Raw genomic sequence first — 15,962 nt, 5'->3', positions numbered from 1 at the left:
TGAAGGGGCGGAACCGGGCCGCGTGAGCGGTGGCCCGGCTCCTTACTTCTTCCGTCACCGGCTGGATTCGACATGACCGTCCGGGGGCTCGCGGATGTGCGAACGCTGAATGCTATTCGGCGAGGGTGTCCGAGATCTCCGCCGAGGCCTTCGCGGCGGCCTGCGCCGGGTCCTCGCCCTGGAGGACGGCCGTCATGTACGGCTTGATGGGGTTGTCGGCCTCGACATTGGCCCACTGCGGGGAGTTGGGGGTCGCGCGGCCGCGTGCGGCGGCCGCCGCCATGACGGCGGTCGCCTCCTGGCCGGAGACGACGGAGGCGAGGCCCTTCTTGTTGGGCACGTACCCCATGGTCCGGGCGAGTTCGGTCTGCCACTTCTCGCCGGCGAGCGCCTTCACGACGTCGAGGGCGGCGCCGCGCTGGGGCGCGTTCTCCGGGATGATGAGGTCGGAGCCGCCGGTGAAGACGGCGCCGGGCCGGCCGGCCTTCTTGCCGGGTATCGCGAAGAAGCCGAGCTTGTCCTTGAGGTCCGGGTTCGCCTTCAGGATCGGCGCGACGGCGCTGGTCGTGGCGATGATCTGGGCGACGTCGCCCTTGGCGAAGACGTCGGCCTGCGGCGGGTTCTGCTCGTCGGCGTTCTTGGGGCCGGCGCCGAGGGACTGGAGGTCCTTGTAGAAGGCCATGCCGCGCAGGGCCGCGGGGCTGCCGAGGGCGCCGGTCCACTCGCCGCCCTTGTCGACGGCGAGTTCGCCGCCCTCCTCCCAGATGAAACCGGAGAGGGTGTACCAGTCCTGGCCCGCGAGGTAGATGCCCTGGGAGCCGCCGCGGTTGAGCTTCTCGGTGTCGGCGAGCCACTCGGCGCGGGTGGTCGGCGGCTTGTCGATCCCCGCGTCCCGGAACAGGTCCTTGTTGTAGATGACGATGCGGTTGGCCGCGTACCAGGGAATGCCGTACTGGGAGCCGCCGATGCTGCCCGGCTGGGCGAGACCGGGCAGCCAGTCCTCGCTGCCGAGGTCGCGGACGGACTCGAGGGTGAGGTCGTAGAGCTTCTCGGTGTCGGCGTACTGGGCGACCTGGGTATTGCCGACCTCGATCACGTCGGGTCCGCCGGAGCCCTTGACGGCCTCGGTGACCTTCTTCCCGATGCCGGTCCAGTCCTGGATGGTGATCTTGAGGTCGACGCCGTCGTGCTCCTCCTCGTAGGCCTCGGTGAAACGCGTGAGGAAGTCCTCGCTGGCACTGTCCCGCATGAGCCAGATGGTGACGGTCTTCGTCTGGCCCCCGCCCGGCAACATCCCGCAACCGGCGAGCGCGAGCGCGGTGGCGGCTGCCAACGGACAGGCGAGATGGCGGTTCTTCACGTAGGTCACCTTCTGCGGTTCTGCACAGGTTCGTGCGGCATTGGGGGCTGACCCGACGTGGGGGGAGCGAACGGGGTGTTCGCGCGGGTATGTGGCCTGGATTCTGGTCTGGACCAACGAAGTGGTCAAGTCCTTGACCATCTCGTTTCAGCCTCCGGACGGATGATCCGGATCCTTACCTTCGGTAATCGACCGCACGCCGTACGGAGGCCGTCCTGTCGCGCGCCGCCGCGGCCTGGGGCACGGTGGAGGGACGCACCGAGAGGAGTTCGGCCCCCATGTCGAATCACACCTACCGCGTCACCGAGATCGTCGGGACGTCCACCGAAGGCGTCGACGAAGCCATCCGCAACGGCATCAGCCGCGCCGCGCAGACGCTGCGGGGCCTCGACTGGTTCGAGGTCACGCAGGTCCGCGGCCATATCGTCGAAGGCGCGATCGAGCACTACCAGGTGGGGCTGAAGGTCGGCTTCCGCCTGGAGGACGAGAGCTGACGGACGGCGAAGGAGCGACGCCCGACGAGCGTCCGAGGACGGGCGGCCGAGGCGCCGGGCTGCCTAGGACGGGCTGCTGAGGCACCGGCAGCCGAGGTCGGGCTGCCGAGGCGCCGGGTGTCCGAGGACGGGCCCGAGACACCGGGCGGCCGAGGACGGGCCCGAGACACCGGGCTACCGAGGCCGGGTGCCGAGGCACCGGGCGGCCGAGGCCGGGCCCGAGACACCGGGCTACCGAGGCCGGGCTGCCGAGGCACCAGGCAGCCGAGGCCGGGCCCGAGACACCGGGCTACCGAGGCCGGGCTGCCGAGGCGCCGGGCGGCCGGGGCCGAGGACGGGCGCGGCCGAGGCGCCGGGCTGCCGCGAGGATCAGGTCCGGCCCTCCTTCTCCTGGGCGTCCGTCAGCACCTCCGACGGGATCGCCCAGTGGGCGCGCACGACGCGGAACCCGGCCACCTCCGCCGCGTCGCAGACCAGCGCGTCGTCGTCGACGAGCATCCTGATCTCGCGGTCGGCGCCGAGCCGCCGCAGGACCTCCACCTTGGTCACCCTGGCCGGCCGGAAGTCCCGGTTTCCCCGCATGTGGATCCGGCCCTCCGGCAGCCCCTGCGCCGCCAGCCAGGCCACGGTGGACCGCCGGCAGCGCTCCGGCCGCCCGGTCAGATAGACCACCTCACACTCCTCGGCCGCTTTCCGGCACAGCTCGACGCCCTCCGCCAGCGGCGGATCGTCGGACGCCGCCGCGAAGAAGCCGCTCCAGTCCTTGGGCCGCCGCTCCAGGAAGTGCTGGCGGTGGGCGGTGGCGGAGAGGGTGTTGTCCAGGTCGAAGACGGCCAGTGGCCGGGTGTCGCGCGTCACGGCCCCAGCGTAGGAGCAGGCGTACGCACCCGCCTCACGCTTTCCCGCCCGCGCCCGTCCGCCCGGACGCCCCGCCCGGCTGCGGCCGCAGGGAAAACGCCCTCACCGTGGACCCCGCGCAAGGAAACCCTCCCTCCGCAGGTCAGACCTCTTCCACGAATCGCGAGGGAATCCCTGCGGGGTGCCGCCGGGCATCGTGTCCCTGATCAGCTGGTTTCCGTCAATGCCGCGCGCGCGGTGGTGAGGATCTCCTCGGAGAGCGGGGAGTCCTTGGTGGCCCGGGCCAGGACGAGTGCGCCGACCATGGTGCACAGTCGCGTGATGCCGTCCCGGCCCCCCTCGGTGGCGAGCCACTCGGCGAAGTCACTCACTCCCTCGGTGTAGACGCGGTGGGCCTCGCGATCGCCGGGTGTGCGCGCCATATCGGTGGCGAGTGCGGCGGCGGGGCACCCGCCCGCCGCGCTGTCGCGGTGCTCGATGGAGAGATAGGTGTCGATCAGTTCCCGCTGGGCGGCGTCGCGCTGCCCTGCGTGCTGCTCGAGTCCGTCGTTCCGAAGCCGGGCGAGTTCGCCGAACGCGTGGGCGGTGGCTTCGTCGACGAGCGCCTCTTTGGAGGCGAACTGCTTGTAGAAGCCCCCGTGGGTCAGGCCGGACGCCTTCATGAGGTCGGCGACGCTGACGTGGGTGCCCTGCTCCCGGAACAGCCGGGAGGCCGTCTCCACGACCCGCCGGCGGTTCTCCTCCGCTTGCGCCTGCGATACGCGGCCCATCAGCCACCTCCCGATTGAATGTCGTTTGACATCTATCATAGACCAGAGGTTAGATTGCAACCATCATCTAACGAGCGGGGTCTCTCGACGCCCGCAACACTGGGAGTAGCCATGGAACTGAAGGACGCGGTCGCGGTCGTCACCGGCGCCAACCGGGGGCTCGGGCGCCAGCTGGCCGCCCAGCTCGTGGAGCGCGGAGCGACGGTGTACGCGGCGGCCCGCCGCCCCGAGACGGTGGACCTGCCCGGAGTCATTCCGCTGCGACTGGACGTGACGGACGAGGAGTCGATCCGGGCCGCGGCCCGCACCGCGGCCGACGCGACGCTGCTGGTGAACAACGCATCTCCACCGCCACGCCCCTGATCACGGGCGGCCTGGACGCGGTACGCCTGGAGATGGAGACGAACTTCTTCGGTCCGCTCGCCGTGACGAGGGCTTTCGCCCCCGTCATCGAGGGCAACGGTGGCGGCGCCGTGCTCAACGTCCTGTCGGTCCTGTCCTGGCTGCACCCGGCCGAGCTCGGGTCCTACGCCGCGGCCAAGGCCGCGGCATGGGCGCTGACCGACGCGGCCCGGGAGGAACTGGCGCCCCGCGGCATCACCGTCTCGGCGCTGCACGTCGGCTACATGGACACCGACATGGCCGCAAGCGTTCCCGCCGACCAGAAGGCCGACCCCGCCGATGTCGCCGCACAGGCCCTGCACGGCATCGAGACGGGACTTCCCGAGATCCTCGCCGACGAGACCACCCGGTACGTCAAGCAGAGCCTGGCCGCTGCACCGAACGCGGCGTGAGGCACGTCCCGCCCCCTTCCCCTGCCGGCCCCGGCTGGTACGGGGCCCGAGCCGGACGAGGCACGCCGCGTACTCGGCCGATTCCGGCGAGGTGCCCCGAAGAACCGAAGTAAGTGCCACAAGGTGTCTCGTACTGGGAGAAGCCCAGGAGGGACAGGGATCCCGCCCCCCGCGGACGGGCAACGGAGGTGACGATGAAGACCTTCATGATCGAGCGGTACGGCGACAAGGCCGGTGTGCGCGCCGCCGAGATGCCCGACCCGCAGGTGGGCGCCGACGACGTCCTGGTCCGGATCCACGCGGCGAGCGTCAACCCGCTGGACCTCAAGATCCGCGACGGGGACCTCAAGGCGATCCTGCCGTACGGTCTCCCGCTCATCCTGGGCAACGACCTCGCCGGGACGGTGGTGGAGGTCGGATCGGCCGTCACACGGTTCGCGGTGGGCGACGAGGTCTACGCCCGGCCCGACAAGGACCGCATCGGCACGTTCGCCGAACTCATCGCCGTCCACCAGGACGACGTGGCGATCAAACCGGCCACCCTCACCATGGAGGAAGCCGCGTCACTTCCCCCCTGGTCGCCCTCACCTCCTGGCAAGCCCTGGTCGAACGAGCGCATGTGCAGCCAGGCCAGAAGGTCCTGATCCACGCGGGCTCCGGCGGCCTGGGCACCATCGCCATCCAGCTGGCGAAGGCGCTGGGCGCGCACGTGGCCGCCACCGCGAGTACGGCCAAGGTCGACCTGGTGAGGGAACTCGGCGCGGACATCGTCGTCGACATCCGTCCCGTCGTACCGAGTCTTCCCGTTCGATCAGACCCGGGAAGCCATGGAGCACGTCGAGAAGGGCCGCGCCAAGGCCGGCAAGGTCGTCGTCACGATGACCTGAGAGAAGGGTCATGAGGGCACCGCGGAGTTCCCCCGTCCCCGCGCCGTCCGGCAGATGACCTCGTGTGGGAGAAGCCGGCCACCTCAGCCAACCGGAAGTACCACCGGGCGGCGGGGGGACCTGCACGCGGTCATCGACCAGGTCATCGCGGAGCAGGTGGGTTCACCAACCGCCTCGGCGATGACAAGCACGATCCGGCAGGGAGGGAGCGACGGTGTCCGTCGCGACGGAACCCGGGCGGTGGGAGCGTGGCGGCCCTCATCTTCGCCGTTTCAGGGCATGTGCCACGCGGGGCAGCTCCTCGTGAAGGAGACGGCCGGCCAGCGCACCGCCGAAGACGACGACGCCGACCCCGACCAGCCAGGACTGGATGACCAGGACGGTTCCGATCGGGCCGTAGGTGACGGCGCTCGATGCGATCAGCGGTGAGAACACGAGCCGGGAGAAGACGCGGAGGCAGAGCAGCCCGGCCATGGTGGTCACCGCCCCGGGCAGCAGCGCGGTCCAGGGGACCCGGCCGCCGAGCAGCATCCGCTGGGACCACCAGAAGAACAGGCTGCCGACCAGCACCGTCACCAGTCCCCGGGCCGGGGCCGCGTGCCACAGCGGTGTGATCGCGGACAGGAAGAGGACTCCGATGAGGACGGCGAGCCACACCACGTGCCGCCACCTGGCCCACCAGCGGGCCGGGGGCAGATCCCAGACCTTCTCGTAGCCGCTCTGCACCGTCGCCCCGAACGACACCCCGAACACGGCGAGCACCGCGAGGCCGAACGCCGTCGTGGTCCGCAACGTCTGGCCCGGAAGTGCGAACAGCCCCTCGATGTCCTCCCTGGCGGCCTCCGATACGCCGAGTCCGTCCCCCAGCCACTGCGCGAACCCCCGCCCGCTCGCCGGATCCGCCGCGGACACGACGATCAGCAGCGGCACCAGGGTCAGGAAACCGAGCGCCGCGAAGCCCAGCGAACGCTGCCACAGTTCGAGATCGCTGATCTGAACCCACCGTCGCCCGGCCCGCAGGCGGCGGATCTCGCGGCGCAGCCGTCCGACCGGGGACGAACGGCCCGCGGCGGTGCGGGACGAGCTCCCCCTTCTAGGACGCATGTGGGCGAGTCCCCGAGCCCTGCCCCTCGGTCGGCCGCTCCGCCGGATCCCCGTGCTCAGCGGCTTTGCGCCAGCGGGCTTCGCAGAACGAGTACAGGCCGAACAGCACGAGGCCCACAGCGGCGGCGATCAGCAGGGCCGGCCCTGCGGGGGTTTCGGCGAACGAACGCAACGTCTCATCCAGGCCCTTGGCCTCGCTGGGGTCGAACCGCACCGCGGCCAGCAGGACGAACAGGCCGGCCGCCGCCGCGATCACTCCGCACGCCGCGCTGCCGACGGTTCCCAGCACCGCGACGACCCGCCGCGTCGCCGGGCTCATCTCGCCCGTCCGCAAATTCTTCTCGAACTTCCGCATCAGGCCGCTCACCAGTATCACCACGCCCACGATGACCAGGACGGCTCCGAACACGCCGACGAGTACCCGCCCGCCCGGCCATTCCAGCACCCTCGCGGTGTACTCCTTCGACGCCTCGTCGCCGGGGCGGGTGCCGGGGGAACCGCCGACCAGCGCCGTCTGCACGACGCCGACACAGATCACCGCGTAGAACACGGCCATGCCCAAGGAGCCCAGACGCCGGCTCCACTTGTCACCGCCCTCCACCGTCTGTCCGAACGCCGCCTCGGCAAGCCGCCACAGCGCCATCGCCGCCAGCCCCACCACGAGCGCCCACAGCAAAGCCTGGCCGAACGGCTGCTCGCCGAGGGTCCCCACCGCGCCGGACCGGTCGGCCTCCTGGCCGCTGTCGCCGCCGAGGCCGATCCGCACTGCCAGAAGCCCCACCAGTACGTAGATCACTCCCCGGGCGCAGAGCCCGACCCTGGACGCGAGTTCCACCGCGCGGCTGTCGGCCACACGCCTCCCCCGGGACTTCGGCGGGGCGGCGACGTCCTTCCTGATCTCCATCCCTGACACCTCCGTCTGCAGGAACAAGCCGAACAGCGCACCCGGGGCCGGGACGGGCGCCGTGGTCGTTGAGAGCGCGGGAAGGACGGCAGGTCCGTGGGGTGTTGTCGAGCGTGGCGCGATCCCCAGGTCTGTTCTCTGTCCTTCCACGGTAGGACTGTCCCGCCCCGGAAGTCACCGCCAAGGGCGGACCTACCCTGGAAGCAGGGATGTCGACGGCACGACGTACCGGCTCTCCGCCGGCGTACGGCGACGGGGCTGATGCAGCGTTCGACCACGTTGCGGGCCTTGTAAGCTCGCACGCGGTTGGCCTTCCGGTCCGCCCGCTCCGGGATCACCGCACGGATGCCCCTGCGCCCTCGCAGGAATGACGGATCGCTCGGGACGAGTACGCCGTGTCCGCGATGACCGCGACGCCGAGCGACGACAGCCCGGCGCGATGACCGTGTCGGGATACGGACCTGACGAGCGAAGGGTGTGGCGGGTGGGCGAAGGTGCGGGCATCACTTCGGCGCGGGAGGCGGCGAACGACGAGCTGGTGCTCGCGTTCGGACGGCTGCAGGGGGCCGCGGGGCGGCTGGAGTACCTGCTCGGCGGTGCCATCGAGGAGGAGTTCGGGATCAGCCACCTGATGTACGAGGTGCTGCTGATCGTGGGCCGGGCGGGCGGTCCGGGCATGCCGATGCGGGCGATCGCACAGGAGCGGGTCCTGACCACGGGCGGGATGACCCGCCTGGTGGACCGGATGGAGGCGGCCGGTCTGGTGGTGCGTGCCGACGACCCCGCGGACCGCAGGGGCAAACTGGTGCGGCTCACCGGGCGGGGTGAGGACATCGTGGTGCGGGCCAGTCGGCTGCACGTGGAGAACGTCCGCCGCTACTTCCTGGCGCCACTGCCCGAGGAGGCACGGGAGCAGTTCATGGAGTGCCTGCACATCCTGTCCCACTCGGCGCGCGACGCCCTGCCCCGCCTGCGCTAGGGACGGAAGCCCCGCGGGAAGGGGGCCCTTCACCATGCGGGAATACCTGACGCGGCAGATACTGTTGAAGCAGGTACATCGCTTCGGTGCGGAGCGACTCCCTCTGCGAAGGCCTTCCCATGAAACTCGTCCACGTCTTCGACGCCTACTGCGGCTGGTCCTATGGCTTCGCCCCCACCCTGGCCGAGGTCACCCGGCGTCACCCGGAGCTGCCCGTCGAGGTCGTCTCGGGCGGCTTGTTCACCGGGGAGCGGGCCGTGCCGATCCGCGAGTTCGGTTACGTCCAGGGCGCCAACGCCAAGATCAGCGAGCTGACCGGTGTCGGGTTCGGGGCCGGGTACGAGCGGCTGATCGCCGACGGCTCGTTCGTCATGGACTCCCTGGACGCCGCCCGGGGCATGGCGGTGCTGCGGCGGGCGGCCCCGGAGCGGGTGGTGGAACTGGCCATGGCCGTGCAGGCCGCGTTCTACCAGGACGGCCTGAGCCTGTCCGACGCCGACACCTTCACCCGGATCGCCGCGGCAGCCGGCCTGGACACGCGGGCAGCCGGTGCCGCGCTCACCGCACCGACTGCCTCGCTCGCGGCCGAGGCCGACTTCCGGCGGGCGGCAGCCTTGGGCGTGCAGGGCTACCCGACCCTCCTGGCCCAGGACGGCGACCGCACGGCGGTACTTGCCGTCGGCCACGCCGGTCCCGACAGGATCGACGCACTCCTGGCGCAGTTCGGCGCCGCCCGCACCCGATCGGCTGCGTCCGGCCGCTGAATCCTCGCCGACACACCGGCACGGTCGGCGTCTTCCCACCGCGGCGGCGCGAACCTGAACCTCACACGACCAGCTGACCGCCCCTCACCCCCCTTTCCATCGATCCCAGCAAAGGACACGACGATGAGCACGCTCGACTTCAAGGTCATCGACCTGGACTTCCCCGTCGGCTCGAAGAACAAGACCGCCACCCTCATCACCGGCAAGAAGGAGGCGTTCCTGATCGACACGGGGTTCACCCGTGCGGACGGTCACCGGCTGGTCGCCGAGATCCTCGACTCCGGCAAGAACCTCACCACGGTGTTCGTCAGCCACGCCGACCCGGACTACTACTGGGGCGCCGAGGTCGTCGCCGACGCGTTCCCCGAGGCCCGGCTCGTCGCCACCCCGCTGGTGATCGAGCACATCAAGGCCACGTACGAAGCCAAGCTCAAGGCGTGGGAGCCGGTCGGCGTCAACCGCCCCACCCGCCTGGTCGAGTTGACCCCGCTGACCGGCGACATCACCGTCGAAGGCCACGTCTTCCAGCTCAAGGGCGGCCACCCCGGCCTGCCCGACCGCCACTACCTGTGGCAGGCCGAGCACCGGGCGATCGTCGCCGGGGTCCTGCTCTTCCAGAACGAGCACGTCTGGGTCGCCGACACCGGCAAGCCCCAGGACCGCGCCGTGTGGATCGAGCTGCTGGACGAGATGACGGCCCTCGACCCCGCCTTCGCCGTCCCCGGCCACCGGCTGCCCACCGCCGCCGCCCTCGACGCGAGCCCGATCGCCTACACCCGCGACTACCTCACCGCCTTCGAGGACGAGCTGGCCAAGGCCGACAGCGGCGAGGCCCTGACGAACGCGCTGGTCGCCCGCTACCCCGAGTCCGGCATGCTCATCGCGGCCCAGCTCGGCGCGAAGGTCGCCAAGGGCGAGATGACCTGGGGCTGACCCACCCCGACCACAGGCCGGCCCCGGGCGCCCCGACCAGGCCCCGGGCCCGGGCGGACCGCGCCCGCCGAGCACCGCCTGGAACGCCTGGAACGCCTGGAACCCTGGAACGCCTGGAACGCCTGGAACGCCTTCACGGTCATCCTCGCCGAAGCCGGGCGCCTGGTCGTCGTCACCCTGCTGATCGGCTTCTTCCTCGCCTATCCCACACGCAGCCGCCGGCCGCCGCTCTCCCTCGCCGTCGCCCCGCCAGCACCCCGACCCCACCGGAGAAAGGCCGTGCCCCATGCATGAGACCACCGACTTCCCCACCTCCGCCGCCCCCGCCGACGTGGTGCGCCGCCAGTACATCGCCTCCGCCAACGGCGACCTCGAAGCCCTGCGGGCCACGCTGGCCGACGACGTGGAATGGACCGAGATGGCAGGCTTCCCGCTGGCCGGCACCTACCGCACCCCCACCGGCGTCACCTCCGCCGTCATGGAACAGCTCGGCAAGGACTGGGACGACTGGGCCGCCCACGACGACACGTACGTCGTCGACGGTGAGAACGTCGTCGTCCTCGCCCGCTACACCGCCACCAACAAGGCCACCGGCAAGGACCTCGACGCACGCGTCGCCCACCACTTCATCGTCCGCGGCGGCCGCATCGTCCGCTTCGAGCAGTTCGTCGACACCGCCCTGGTCCGCGACGCCATGCACCCCGGCGCATAGCCGCACCGACCCAGTTCCTCCCCGATACCGCGCTGCCACAGCACCCGTCGGACGCCACGGCACACCGTTGATCACCTGCCAGGCCCTCCCGGCCACCGGCTGCCATGCCCCCGGCAGACCCGACCACCCGCCATAACTGTACCTTTCGAAAGGTACAGTTATCAGGGTCGGTTGTGTTGATGAAGAGGTGCGCGGAATGGTCCCGAGTACGCGGCGGCGTTGGCTGCTGCTGACGGTTGTCAGTGCGGGGCTTCTGCTCATCACGCTGGACAACTCGATCCTGTACGCGGCACTGCCGACGCTGGTGAAGGAACTCGGTGCGAGCAGTTCCGAAGGCCTGTGGATCATCAACGCCTATCCGGTGGTGATGGCCGGGCTGCTGCTGGGCAGCGGCACTCTGGGGGACCGGGTGGGGCACCGGAGGATGTTCCTGATCGGCCTGGTGGTCTTCGGCGCCGCCTCGCTCGCCGCCGCGTTCTCGCCGACTCCGGAGTCCCTGATCGCGGCTCGGGCATTCCTGGCCGTCGGCGCGGCGGCGATGATGCCCGCGACGCTCGCCCTGATCCGCATCACGTTCGAGGACGAGCGCGAGCGCAACATGGCCATCGCCATCTGGGGAACTCTGGCTATCGTGGGCAGCGCACTGGGCCCGATCGTCAGCGGACTTCTGTTGCAGAGCTTCTGGTGGGGGTCGGTGTTCCTCGTCAACGTCCCCGTCGTCATCGTGGCCTTGGTCGCCACGCTGGTCCTCGCGCCGCCCAACGACGCGGACTCCACCAAGCGGTGGGACCTGGCCTCGTCGCTTCTCGCGCTCGTCGCCCTGGTCGGCCTCGTGATCGCGATCAAGGAAACCGCCAAGACGGAACCCGCGCCCCTGTTCATCGGTGCCGCCGTCCTCGCCGCCGTCCTCGGCGGGTGGGCGTTCGCTCGGAGGCAGCGTCGTCTTCCCTATCCCTTGCTGGACTTCGCGATCTTCCGCAACCGGGCCTTCGTCGCCGGAGTCCTGGCCGCCGGGTTCGCCATGTTCGCCATCGCCGGTGTCCAGCTGATCACCACACAGCGGTTCCAGCTCGTGGAGGGCTTCACCCCGCTACGCGCCGGACTCCTGGTCGCCGCCGTCGCCGTGGGGGCACTCCCGACAGCCGTGGCCGGCGGCGCCAGCCTGCACCGGGTCGGCCTGCTGCCCATCGTCGCCGGTGGTCTGGCCCTCAGTACGGTCGGCTCCGTGCTGATCCTGCTGAACTTCGACACCAGCATGGGACTGCTCATCACCGGACTGCTCATCACGGGCGCCGGCCTCGGAGCGGCCATGTCCGTCGCCTCCAGCGCGATCATGGGCAATGTCCCGGCCCGCCGCGCGGGCATGGCCTCCTCCGTGGAGGAGGTTTCCTACGAGTTCGGCAGCCTCATCGCGGTCGCGCTGCTCGGCAGCCTCCTGACCGCCGTCTACACCGCGACCATCGACCTGCCACCCGGAGCCCCGGACTCCGCACGCGACAGCCTCGACAGCGCGCTCGCACTGGCGGGAGACGACCCCTCGTTGGTCACCGCCGCGTCCCACGCCTTCGACGGCGCCTATCTCACCGTCATGATCGTGGTCACCACCGTCATCGCCGCCGGCGCGGTCGTCACCGGCCTCCTCCTGCGCCACCACGGCCCCGGATCGACCCTGTCCGCCCCCACACACCACTGACACCCCACCCCGGGAGCCCCCATGCGGACCAGCAAGCGAACCCAGATCCTCGAAGCGGCCACCCGCGTCGTAGAGCGCGAAGGCGTCAAGAGCGTCACCTTCGACTCCGTCGCCGCCGAGGCCGGCCTGACCAAGGGCGGGCTCCTCTACCACTTCGCTTCCCGCGACGACCTCGTCCAGGCCATCCACCAGCACCTCGCCGACCGATGGGAGGCGCAGATGAACGCGGCGGCGGGAAAACCGGCCCACGAGGCAACGCCCTCAGAGCGGCTTACCGCCTACACCCGCGTCGCCACCCAGAGCTCCACACGGGCCGAGCTCCTCTTCATGCTCGAAGGCTCCACTCATCCCGGACACGCGGCACCGTGGGACGCGGTCCTGGAACGATGGGCCCCGCCCCTGACCCTCACCGACGCCGACGACCCGGACGCGCTTGACCAATTCATCGCCCGCCTGGCCGCCGACGGCCTGTGGCTGTACGAATCCCTCACCGCCGAACGGCTGCCCACCCAACTGCGCCGCGCCGTCGCCGAACGCATCGCCGGCACCCTCAACCACGACGACACCTGAGCCCGCACGGCCCGCGATCTCCCGACCGCTGGACCTCTCTCGACCGGCAGAACAGCGAACGGACTGTGGACCACCCGTTCCACAGTGCCGACAACGCCCGTCAGCGGGCCTGGGGACAACCAGTCGGGGCGCGCGAGGAGCCGCGCGCCTTGACTTCAGTGCCCCCAGTTCCGCCGACGGTGTGCGAAAAGGTCAGGCGAGGTTGATGTTCTCCGCCTGGGGGCCCTTCTGGCCCTGGGTGACGTCGAACGTCACGGTCTGGCCCTCCTGGAGCTCACGGAAGCCCGAGGAGTTGATGGCGGAGTAGTGGGCGAAGACGTCCGGGCCGCCGCCGTCCTGGGCGATGAAGCCGAAGCCCTTCTCCGCGTTGAACCACTTCACAGTTCCCGTAGCCATGTCTCATGCCTTCCAGTCGATGAACGCCTCCCGCTCCATGCGGAAGGCGGAGGTGATCGCCCTGGTTCCTGCGGCACAGCACAGCAAAAAGCCCACGCCGGAGGCATGGGCAGAGGGAACTTCCGAACCACGACAGCTAACGAGGACGGTACACGTCCGCACACCCTGTCACCAGAGGGACTCCTCCAAGTGTGAGCGGGTCCGCCACGGGGATGCGGCGGCGGCCTCCATCGGCCTGCCTTGGTCGACGCGCTGTGTCCGCAGACCCTACCTGGCTGCTGTCGGGGGTGCGGGGGTCGCGGTCGCCTGACCGGAGACCACCTCGCCATCAGGGCAAACAGGGAACAGTGGCTAATATCGACGCATGCGTGACAGGCCCCACGATCCGTACGTCCGTGTCCGCGGCGCCCGCGAGCACAACCTCGCCGGGGTCGACGTCGACATCCCGCGCGACGCGCTCGTCGCCTTCACCGGGGTATCCGGTTCGGGCAAGTCGTCGCTCGCCTTCGGGACGATCTACGCGGAGGCGCAGCGGCGCTACTTCGAATCGGTCGCGCCGTACGCGCGGCGGCTGATCCATCAGGTGGGGGCGCCCGCGGTCCGCGAGATCAGCGGGCTGCCCCCGGCGGTCTCCCTGGAGCAGCGCCGGTCCTCGCCGAACGCCCGCTCCTCGGTCGGTACGGTGACGACGCTCTCCAACTCGTTGCGGATGCTGTTCTCGCGGGCCGGCCGCTACCCGGAGGGTGCGGCGCGGCTCGACTCCGACGCCTTCTCCCCCAACACGGCGACAGGCGCGTGCCCTTCGTGTCACGGCATCGGCCGGATCCACGAGACGAGCGAGGAACTCCTCGTCCCCGATCGGGCTCTGTCGATCCGACAGGGCGCCATCGCCGCCTGGCCGGGCGCCTGGCAAGGGAAGAACCTGCGGGACGTCCTGGACACCCTCGGGTACGACGTCGACCGGCCGTGGCACGAGCTGGCCGCGAAGGACCGGGAGTGGATCCTCTTCACCGAGGAGCAGCCGGTGGTCACGGTGCACCCGGTGCGGGAGGCGGGTCGCATCCAACGCCCTTATCAGGGCACGTACATGAGTGCCCGACGGTACGTTCTGCGGACGTTCGCGGACTCGAAGAGCACGACGCTGCGGGCGAAGGCGGAGCGGTTCCTGTCGAGTGCGCCCTGTCCGGTGTGCGACGGCAGCCGGCTGCGCCCGGAGGCCCTCGCGGTGACCTTCGCGGGGCGGACGATCGCCGAGCTGGCCGCGCTGCCGCTGACGGTCCTGGCCGGGCTCCTGTCGGCGACGCCGACGGACGGTGCGGAGTCGGCGCGCGTCCTCACCGAGGACCTCGTCGCCCGGATCGCGACGGTCACCGAGCTCGGTCTCGGCTACCTCAGTCTGGACCGTGCGACGCCCACGCTCTCCAGCGGGGAGCTCCAGCGGCTGCGGCTCGCCACCCAGCTGCGGGCGGGGCTCTTCGGTGTCGTGTACGTGCTCGACGAGCCGTCCGCCGGTCTGCACCCGGTCGACACCGAGGCGCTCCTCGTGGTCCTCGACCGGCTGAAGGCGGCCGGGAACTCGGTCTTCGTCGTCGAGCACCATCTCGACGTCGTGCGCCACGCCGACTGGCTCGTCGACGTCGGGCCGCGTGCCGGGGTGCACGGCGGGCACGTCCTGCACAGCGGTCCGCCGGAGGAACTGGCGGCCGTCGAGGCGTCCGCGACCCGGCGTTTCCTCTTCGACCGGCGACCGGCGCCCGCGCGGACGGTGCGCGCTCCGTCGGGCTGGCTGCGTACGGGGCCGGTGACCCGGCACAATCTGCGGGCGGTCGACGCGGCCTTCCCGCTGGGTGTCCTCACCGCCGTGACGGGTGTGTCGGGTTCGGGCAAGTCGACCCTCGTCGGCGCGCTGACCGAGGAGCTGCCCGGGGTGGGGCGTCTGGTGACGGTGGACCAGCGCCCGATCGGGCGGACTCCGCGCTCCAACCTCGCCACGTACACGGGCCTGTTCGACGTCGTGCGGAAGCTGTTCACCGAGACGGAGGAGGCGCAGGCGCTCGGCTACAAGGCGGGCCGCTTCTCCTTCAACGTCTCCGGCGGGCGCTGCGAGACGTGCCAGGGCGAGGGTTTCGTCTCGGTGGAGCTCCTCTTCCTGCCGAGCACCTACGCGCCGTGCCCCGACTGCCACGGCGCCCGGTACAACCCCGAGACGCTCCGGGTGCGGTTGCGCGGGCTCACCATCGCCGAAGTCCTGGACCTCACCGTCGAGTCGGCGGCGGAGTTCTTCGACGACGTCCCGGCCGCCGCCCGGAGCCTGCGGACCCTGCTGGACGTGGGCCTCGGCTATCTGCGGCTCGGGCAGCCGGCGACGGAGCTGTCCGGCGGCGAGGCCCAGCGCATCAAGCTCGCCTCCGAGCTTCAGCGTCCGCGCCGCTCCGCCACGCTGTACGTGCTGGACGAGCCGACGACGGGGCTGCATCCGGCGGATGTCGAGGTCCTGATGCGTCAGCTCCACGGCCTCGTGGACGCGGGCCACTCCGTGATCGTCGTCGAGCACGACATGGACGTGGTCGCCACCGCCGACTGGGTCCTCGACCTGGGCCCGGGCGGTGGCGACGAGGGCGGCCGGGTGGTGGCGGCCGGAGCGCCGGCCGAGGTGGCCGCCTCCCCCGTGAGCCGGACGGCCCCGTATCTGGCCCGGGCACTCGCCGACTGACCCGGTACGTTCTCGCCCGACCGGCCGGGCG

Annotated in this window: 14 protein-coding genes and 3 pseudogenes; 10 read left to right on the top strand and 7 right to left on the bottom strand. The window is 70.9% G+C overall.

Annotated elements, in window-relative coordinates; genetic code table 11:
• Positions 1–112: 112 nt before the first annotated feature.
• On the bottom strand, positions 113–1,360 hold the full coding sequence (locus ACFWWU_RS18250) for an extracellular solute-binding protein (RefSeq protein ID WP_384146148.1): 1,248 nt from the start codon (positions 1,358–1,360) through the stop codon (positions 113–115).
• 278 nt (positions 1,361–1,638) lie between these two features.
• Between ACFWWU_RS18250 and ACFWWU_RS18245 the strand changes: the two genes are divergently transcribed.
• Entirely contained in the window at positions 1,639–1,854 is a 216-nt protein-coding gene (locus ACFWWU_RS18245; RefSeq protein ID WP_384146145.1) for a dodecin, read from the top strand.
• A gap of 369 nt (positions 1,855–2,223) precedes the next feature.
• Here the strand turns inward: ACFWWU_RS18245 and ACFWWU_RS18240 are convergent, their stop codons facing one another.
• Together ACFWWU_RS18240 and ACFWWU_RS18235 are read right to left on the bottom strand one after the other, a co-directional pair.
• A complete protein-coding gene (locus ACFWWU_RS18240) occupies positions 2,224–2,712 on the bottom strand; it encodes an HAD family acid phosphatase (RefSeq protein ID WP_384146142.1) in 489 nt (162 codons plus the stop codon).
• 206 nt (positions 2,713–2,918) lie between these two features.
• Positions 2,919–3,482: a TetR/AcrR family transcriptional regulator gene (locus tag ACFWWU_RS18235; protein ID WP_384146139.1), complete on the bottom strand. Its 564-nt coding sequence runs from the start codon at positions 3,480–3,482 to the stop codon at positions 2,919–2,921.
• A gap of 111 nt (positions 3,483–3,593) precedes the next feature.
• Here ACFWWU_RS18235 and ACFWWU_RS18230 point away from each other — a divergent pair.
• A pseudogene (locus ACFWWU_RS18230) lies at positions 3,594–4,276 on the top strand (SDR family oxidoreductase).
• A 194-nt stretch (positions 4,277–4,470) separates the two neighbouring features.
• Positions 4,471–5,054, top strand: a pseudogene (locus tag ACFWWU_RS18225) (NADP-dependent oxidoreductase); the annotation flags it as partial.
• Positions 5,055–5,421: 367 nt separating this feature from the next.
• Here ACFWWU_RS18225 and ACFWWU_RS18220 read toward each other — a convergent pair.
• From ACFWWU_RS18220 to ACFWWU_RS18210, 3 genes and pseudogenes are all read right to left on the bottom strand, one after another.
• Positions 5,422–6,267 carry a YhjD/YihY/BrkB family envelope integrity protein gene (locus ACFWWU_RS18220; RefSeq protein WP_384146136.1) on the bottom strand — a complete coding sequence of 282 codons (846 nt, stop codon included), beginning with the start codon at positions 6,265–6,267 and terminating at the stop codon, positions 5,422–5,424.
• Entirely contained in the window at positions 6,257–7,171 is a 915-nt protein-coding gene (locus tag ACFWWU_RS18215) for a DUF1206 domain-containing protein (RefSeq protein ID WP_384146133.1), read from the bottom strand. The genes ACFWWU_RS18220 and ACFWWU_RS18215 overlap by 11 nt, the downstream gene beginning before the upstream one ends.
• A 257-nt stretch (positions 7,172–7,428) precedes the next feature.
• Positions 7,429–7,583: pseudogene (locus tag ACFWWU_RS18210) on the bottom strand (IS5/IS1182 family transposase); the annotation flags it as partial.
• Positions 7,584–7,655: 72 nt separating this feature from the next.
• Here ACFWWU_RS18210 and ACFWWU_RS18205 point away from each other — a divergent pair.
• From ACFWWU_RS18205 to ACFWWU_RS18180, 6 genes are all read left to right on the top strand, one after another.
• On the top strand, positions 7,656–8,150 hold the full coding sequence (locus ACFWWU_RS18205; RefSeq protein ID WP_384146130.1) for a MarR family winged helix-turn-helix transcriptional regulator: 495 nt from the start codon (positions 7,656–7,658) through the stop codon (positions 8,148–8,150).
• A 119-nt stretch (positions 8,151–8,269) separates the two neighbouring features.
• Entirely contained in the window at positions 8,270–8,914 is a 645-nt protein-coding gene (locus tag ACFWWU_RS18200) for a DsbA family protein (protein ID WP_384146127.1), read from the top strand.
• A gap of 123 nt (positions 8,915–9,037) precedes the next feature.
• On the top strand, positions 9,038–9,847 hold the full coding sequence (locus ACFWWU_RS18195) for an MBL fold metallo-hydrolase (protein WP_384146124.1): 810 nt from the start codon (positions 9,038–9,040) through the stop codon (positions 9,845–9,847).
• A gap of 286 nt (positions 9,848–10,133) precedes the next feature.
• Positions 10,134–10,559: a nuclear transport factor 2 family protein gene (locus ACFWWU_RS18190; protein WP_384146120.1), complete on the top strand. Its 426-nt coding sequence runs from the start codon at positions 10,134–10,136 to the stop codon at positions 10,557–10,559.
• A gap of 196 nt (positions 10,560–10,755) precedes the next feature.
• Positions 10,756–12,252 carry an MFS transporter gene (locus ACFWWU_RS18185; protein WP_384146117.1) on the top strand — a complete coding sequence of 499 codons (1,497 nt, stop codon included), beginning with the start codon at positions 10,756–10,758 and terminating at the stop codon, positions 12,250–12,252.
• Between the two features lie 21 nt (positions 12,253–12,273).
• Entirely contained in the window at positions 12,274–12,822 is a 549-nt protein-coding gene (locus ACFWWU_RS18180; RefSeq protein ID WP_384146114.1) for a TetR/AcrR family transcriptional regulator, read from the top strand.
• Between the two features lie 192 nt (positions 12,823–13,014).
• On the opposite strand, the gene ACFWWU_RS18175 is transcribed toward ACFWWU_RS18180, so the two are convergent.
• A complete protein-coding gene (locus ACFWWU_RS18175; RefSeq protein WP_030325187.1) occupies positions 13,015–13,218 on the bottom strand; it encodes a cold-shock protein in 204 nt (67 codons plus the stop codon).
• A gap of 364 nt (positions 13,219–13,582) precedes the next feature.
• Here ACFWWU_RS18175 and ACFWWU_RS18170 point away from each other — a divergent pair, with 364 nt between their 5' ends.
• Positions 13,583–15,931, top strand: coding sequence for an ATP-binding cassette domain-containing protein (locus ACFWWU_RS18170; RefSeq protein WP_384146111.1), 2,349 nt, complete (start codon positions 13,583–13,585; stop codon positions 15,929–15,931).
• The last annotated feature ends 31 nt before the right edge of the window (positions 15,932–15,962 follow it).

It is taken from the genome of Streptomyces sp. NPDC058650, from assembly GCF_042717315.1.
Classification (GTDB): domain Bacteria; phylum Actinomycetota; class Actinomycetes; order Streptomycetales; family Streptomycetaceae; genus Streptomyces.
This window is presented reverse-complemented; position numbering and strand designations above follow the sequence as displayed.

Excerpts from the sequence above, each read along its gene's own strand:
- ACFWWU_RS18200 (WP_384146127.1), top strand. The coding sequence starts at position 8,270 with ATGAAACTCGTCCACGTCTTCGACGCCTACTGCGGCTGGTCCTATGGC.
- ACFWWU_RS18220 (WP_384146136.1), bottom strand. The coding sequence starts at position 6,267 with ATGCGTCCTAGAAGGGGGAGCTCGTCCCGCACCGCCGCGGGCCGTTCG.
- ACFWWU_RS18245 (WP_384146145.1), top strand. The coding sequence starts at position 1,639 with ATGTCGAATCACACCTACCGCGTCACCGAGATCGTCGGGACGTCCACC.
- ACFWWU_RS18180 (WP_384146114.1), top strand. The coding sequence starts at position 12,274 with ATGCGGACCAGCAAGCGAACCCAGATCCTCGAAGCGGCCACCCGCGTC.
- ACFWWU_RS18185 (WP_384146117.1), top strand. The coding sequence starts at position 10,756 with ATGGTCCCGAGTACGCGGCGGCGTTGGCTGCTGCTGACGGTTGTCAGT.
- ACFWWU_RS18195 (WP_384146124.1), top strand. The coding sequence starts at position 9,038 with ATGAGCACGCTCGACTTCAAGGTCATCGACCTGGACTTCCCCGTCGGC.
- ACFWWU_RS18175 (WP_030325187.1), bottom strand. The coding sequence starts at position 13,218 with ATGGCTACGGGAACTGTGAAGTGGTTCAACGCGGAGAAGGGCTTCGGC.
- ACFWWU_RS18190 (WP_384146120.1), top strand. The coding sequence starts at position 10,134 with ATGCATGAGACCACCGACTTCCCCACCTCCGCCGCCCCCGCCGACGTG.
- ACFWWU_RS18235 (WP_384146139.1), bottom strand. The coding sequence starts at position 3,482 with ATGGGCCGCGTATCGCAGGCGCAAGCGGAGGAGAACCGCCGGCGGGTC.
- ACFWWU_RS18170 (WP_384146111.1), top strand. The coding sequence starts at position 13,583 with ATGCGTGACAGGCCCCACGATCCGTACGTCCGTGTCCGCGGCGCCCGC.
- ACFWWU_RS18215 (WP_384146133.1), bottom strand. The coding sequence starts at position 7,171 with ATGGAGATCAGGAAGGACGTCGCCGCCCCGCCGAAGTCCCGGGGGAGG.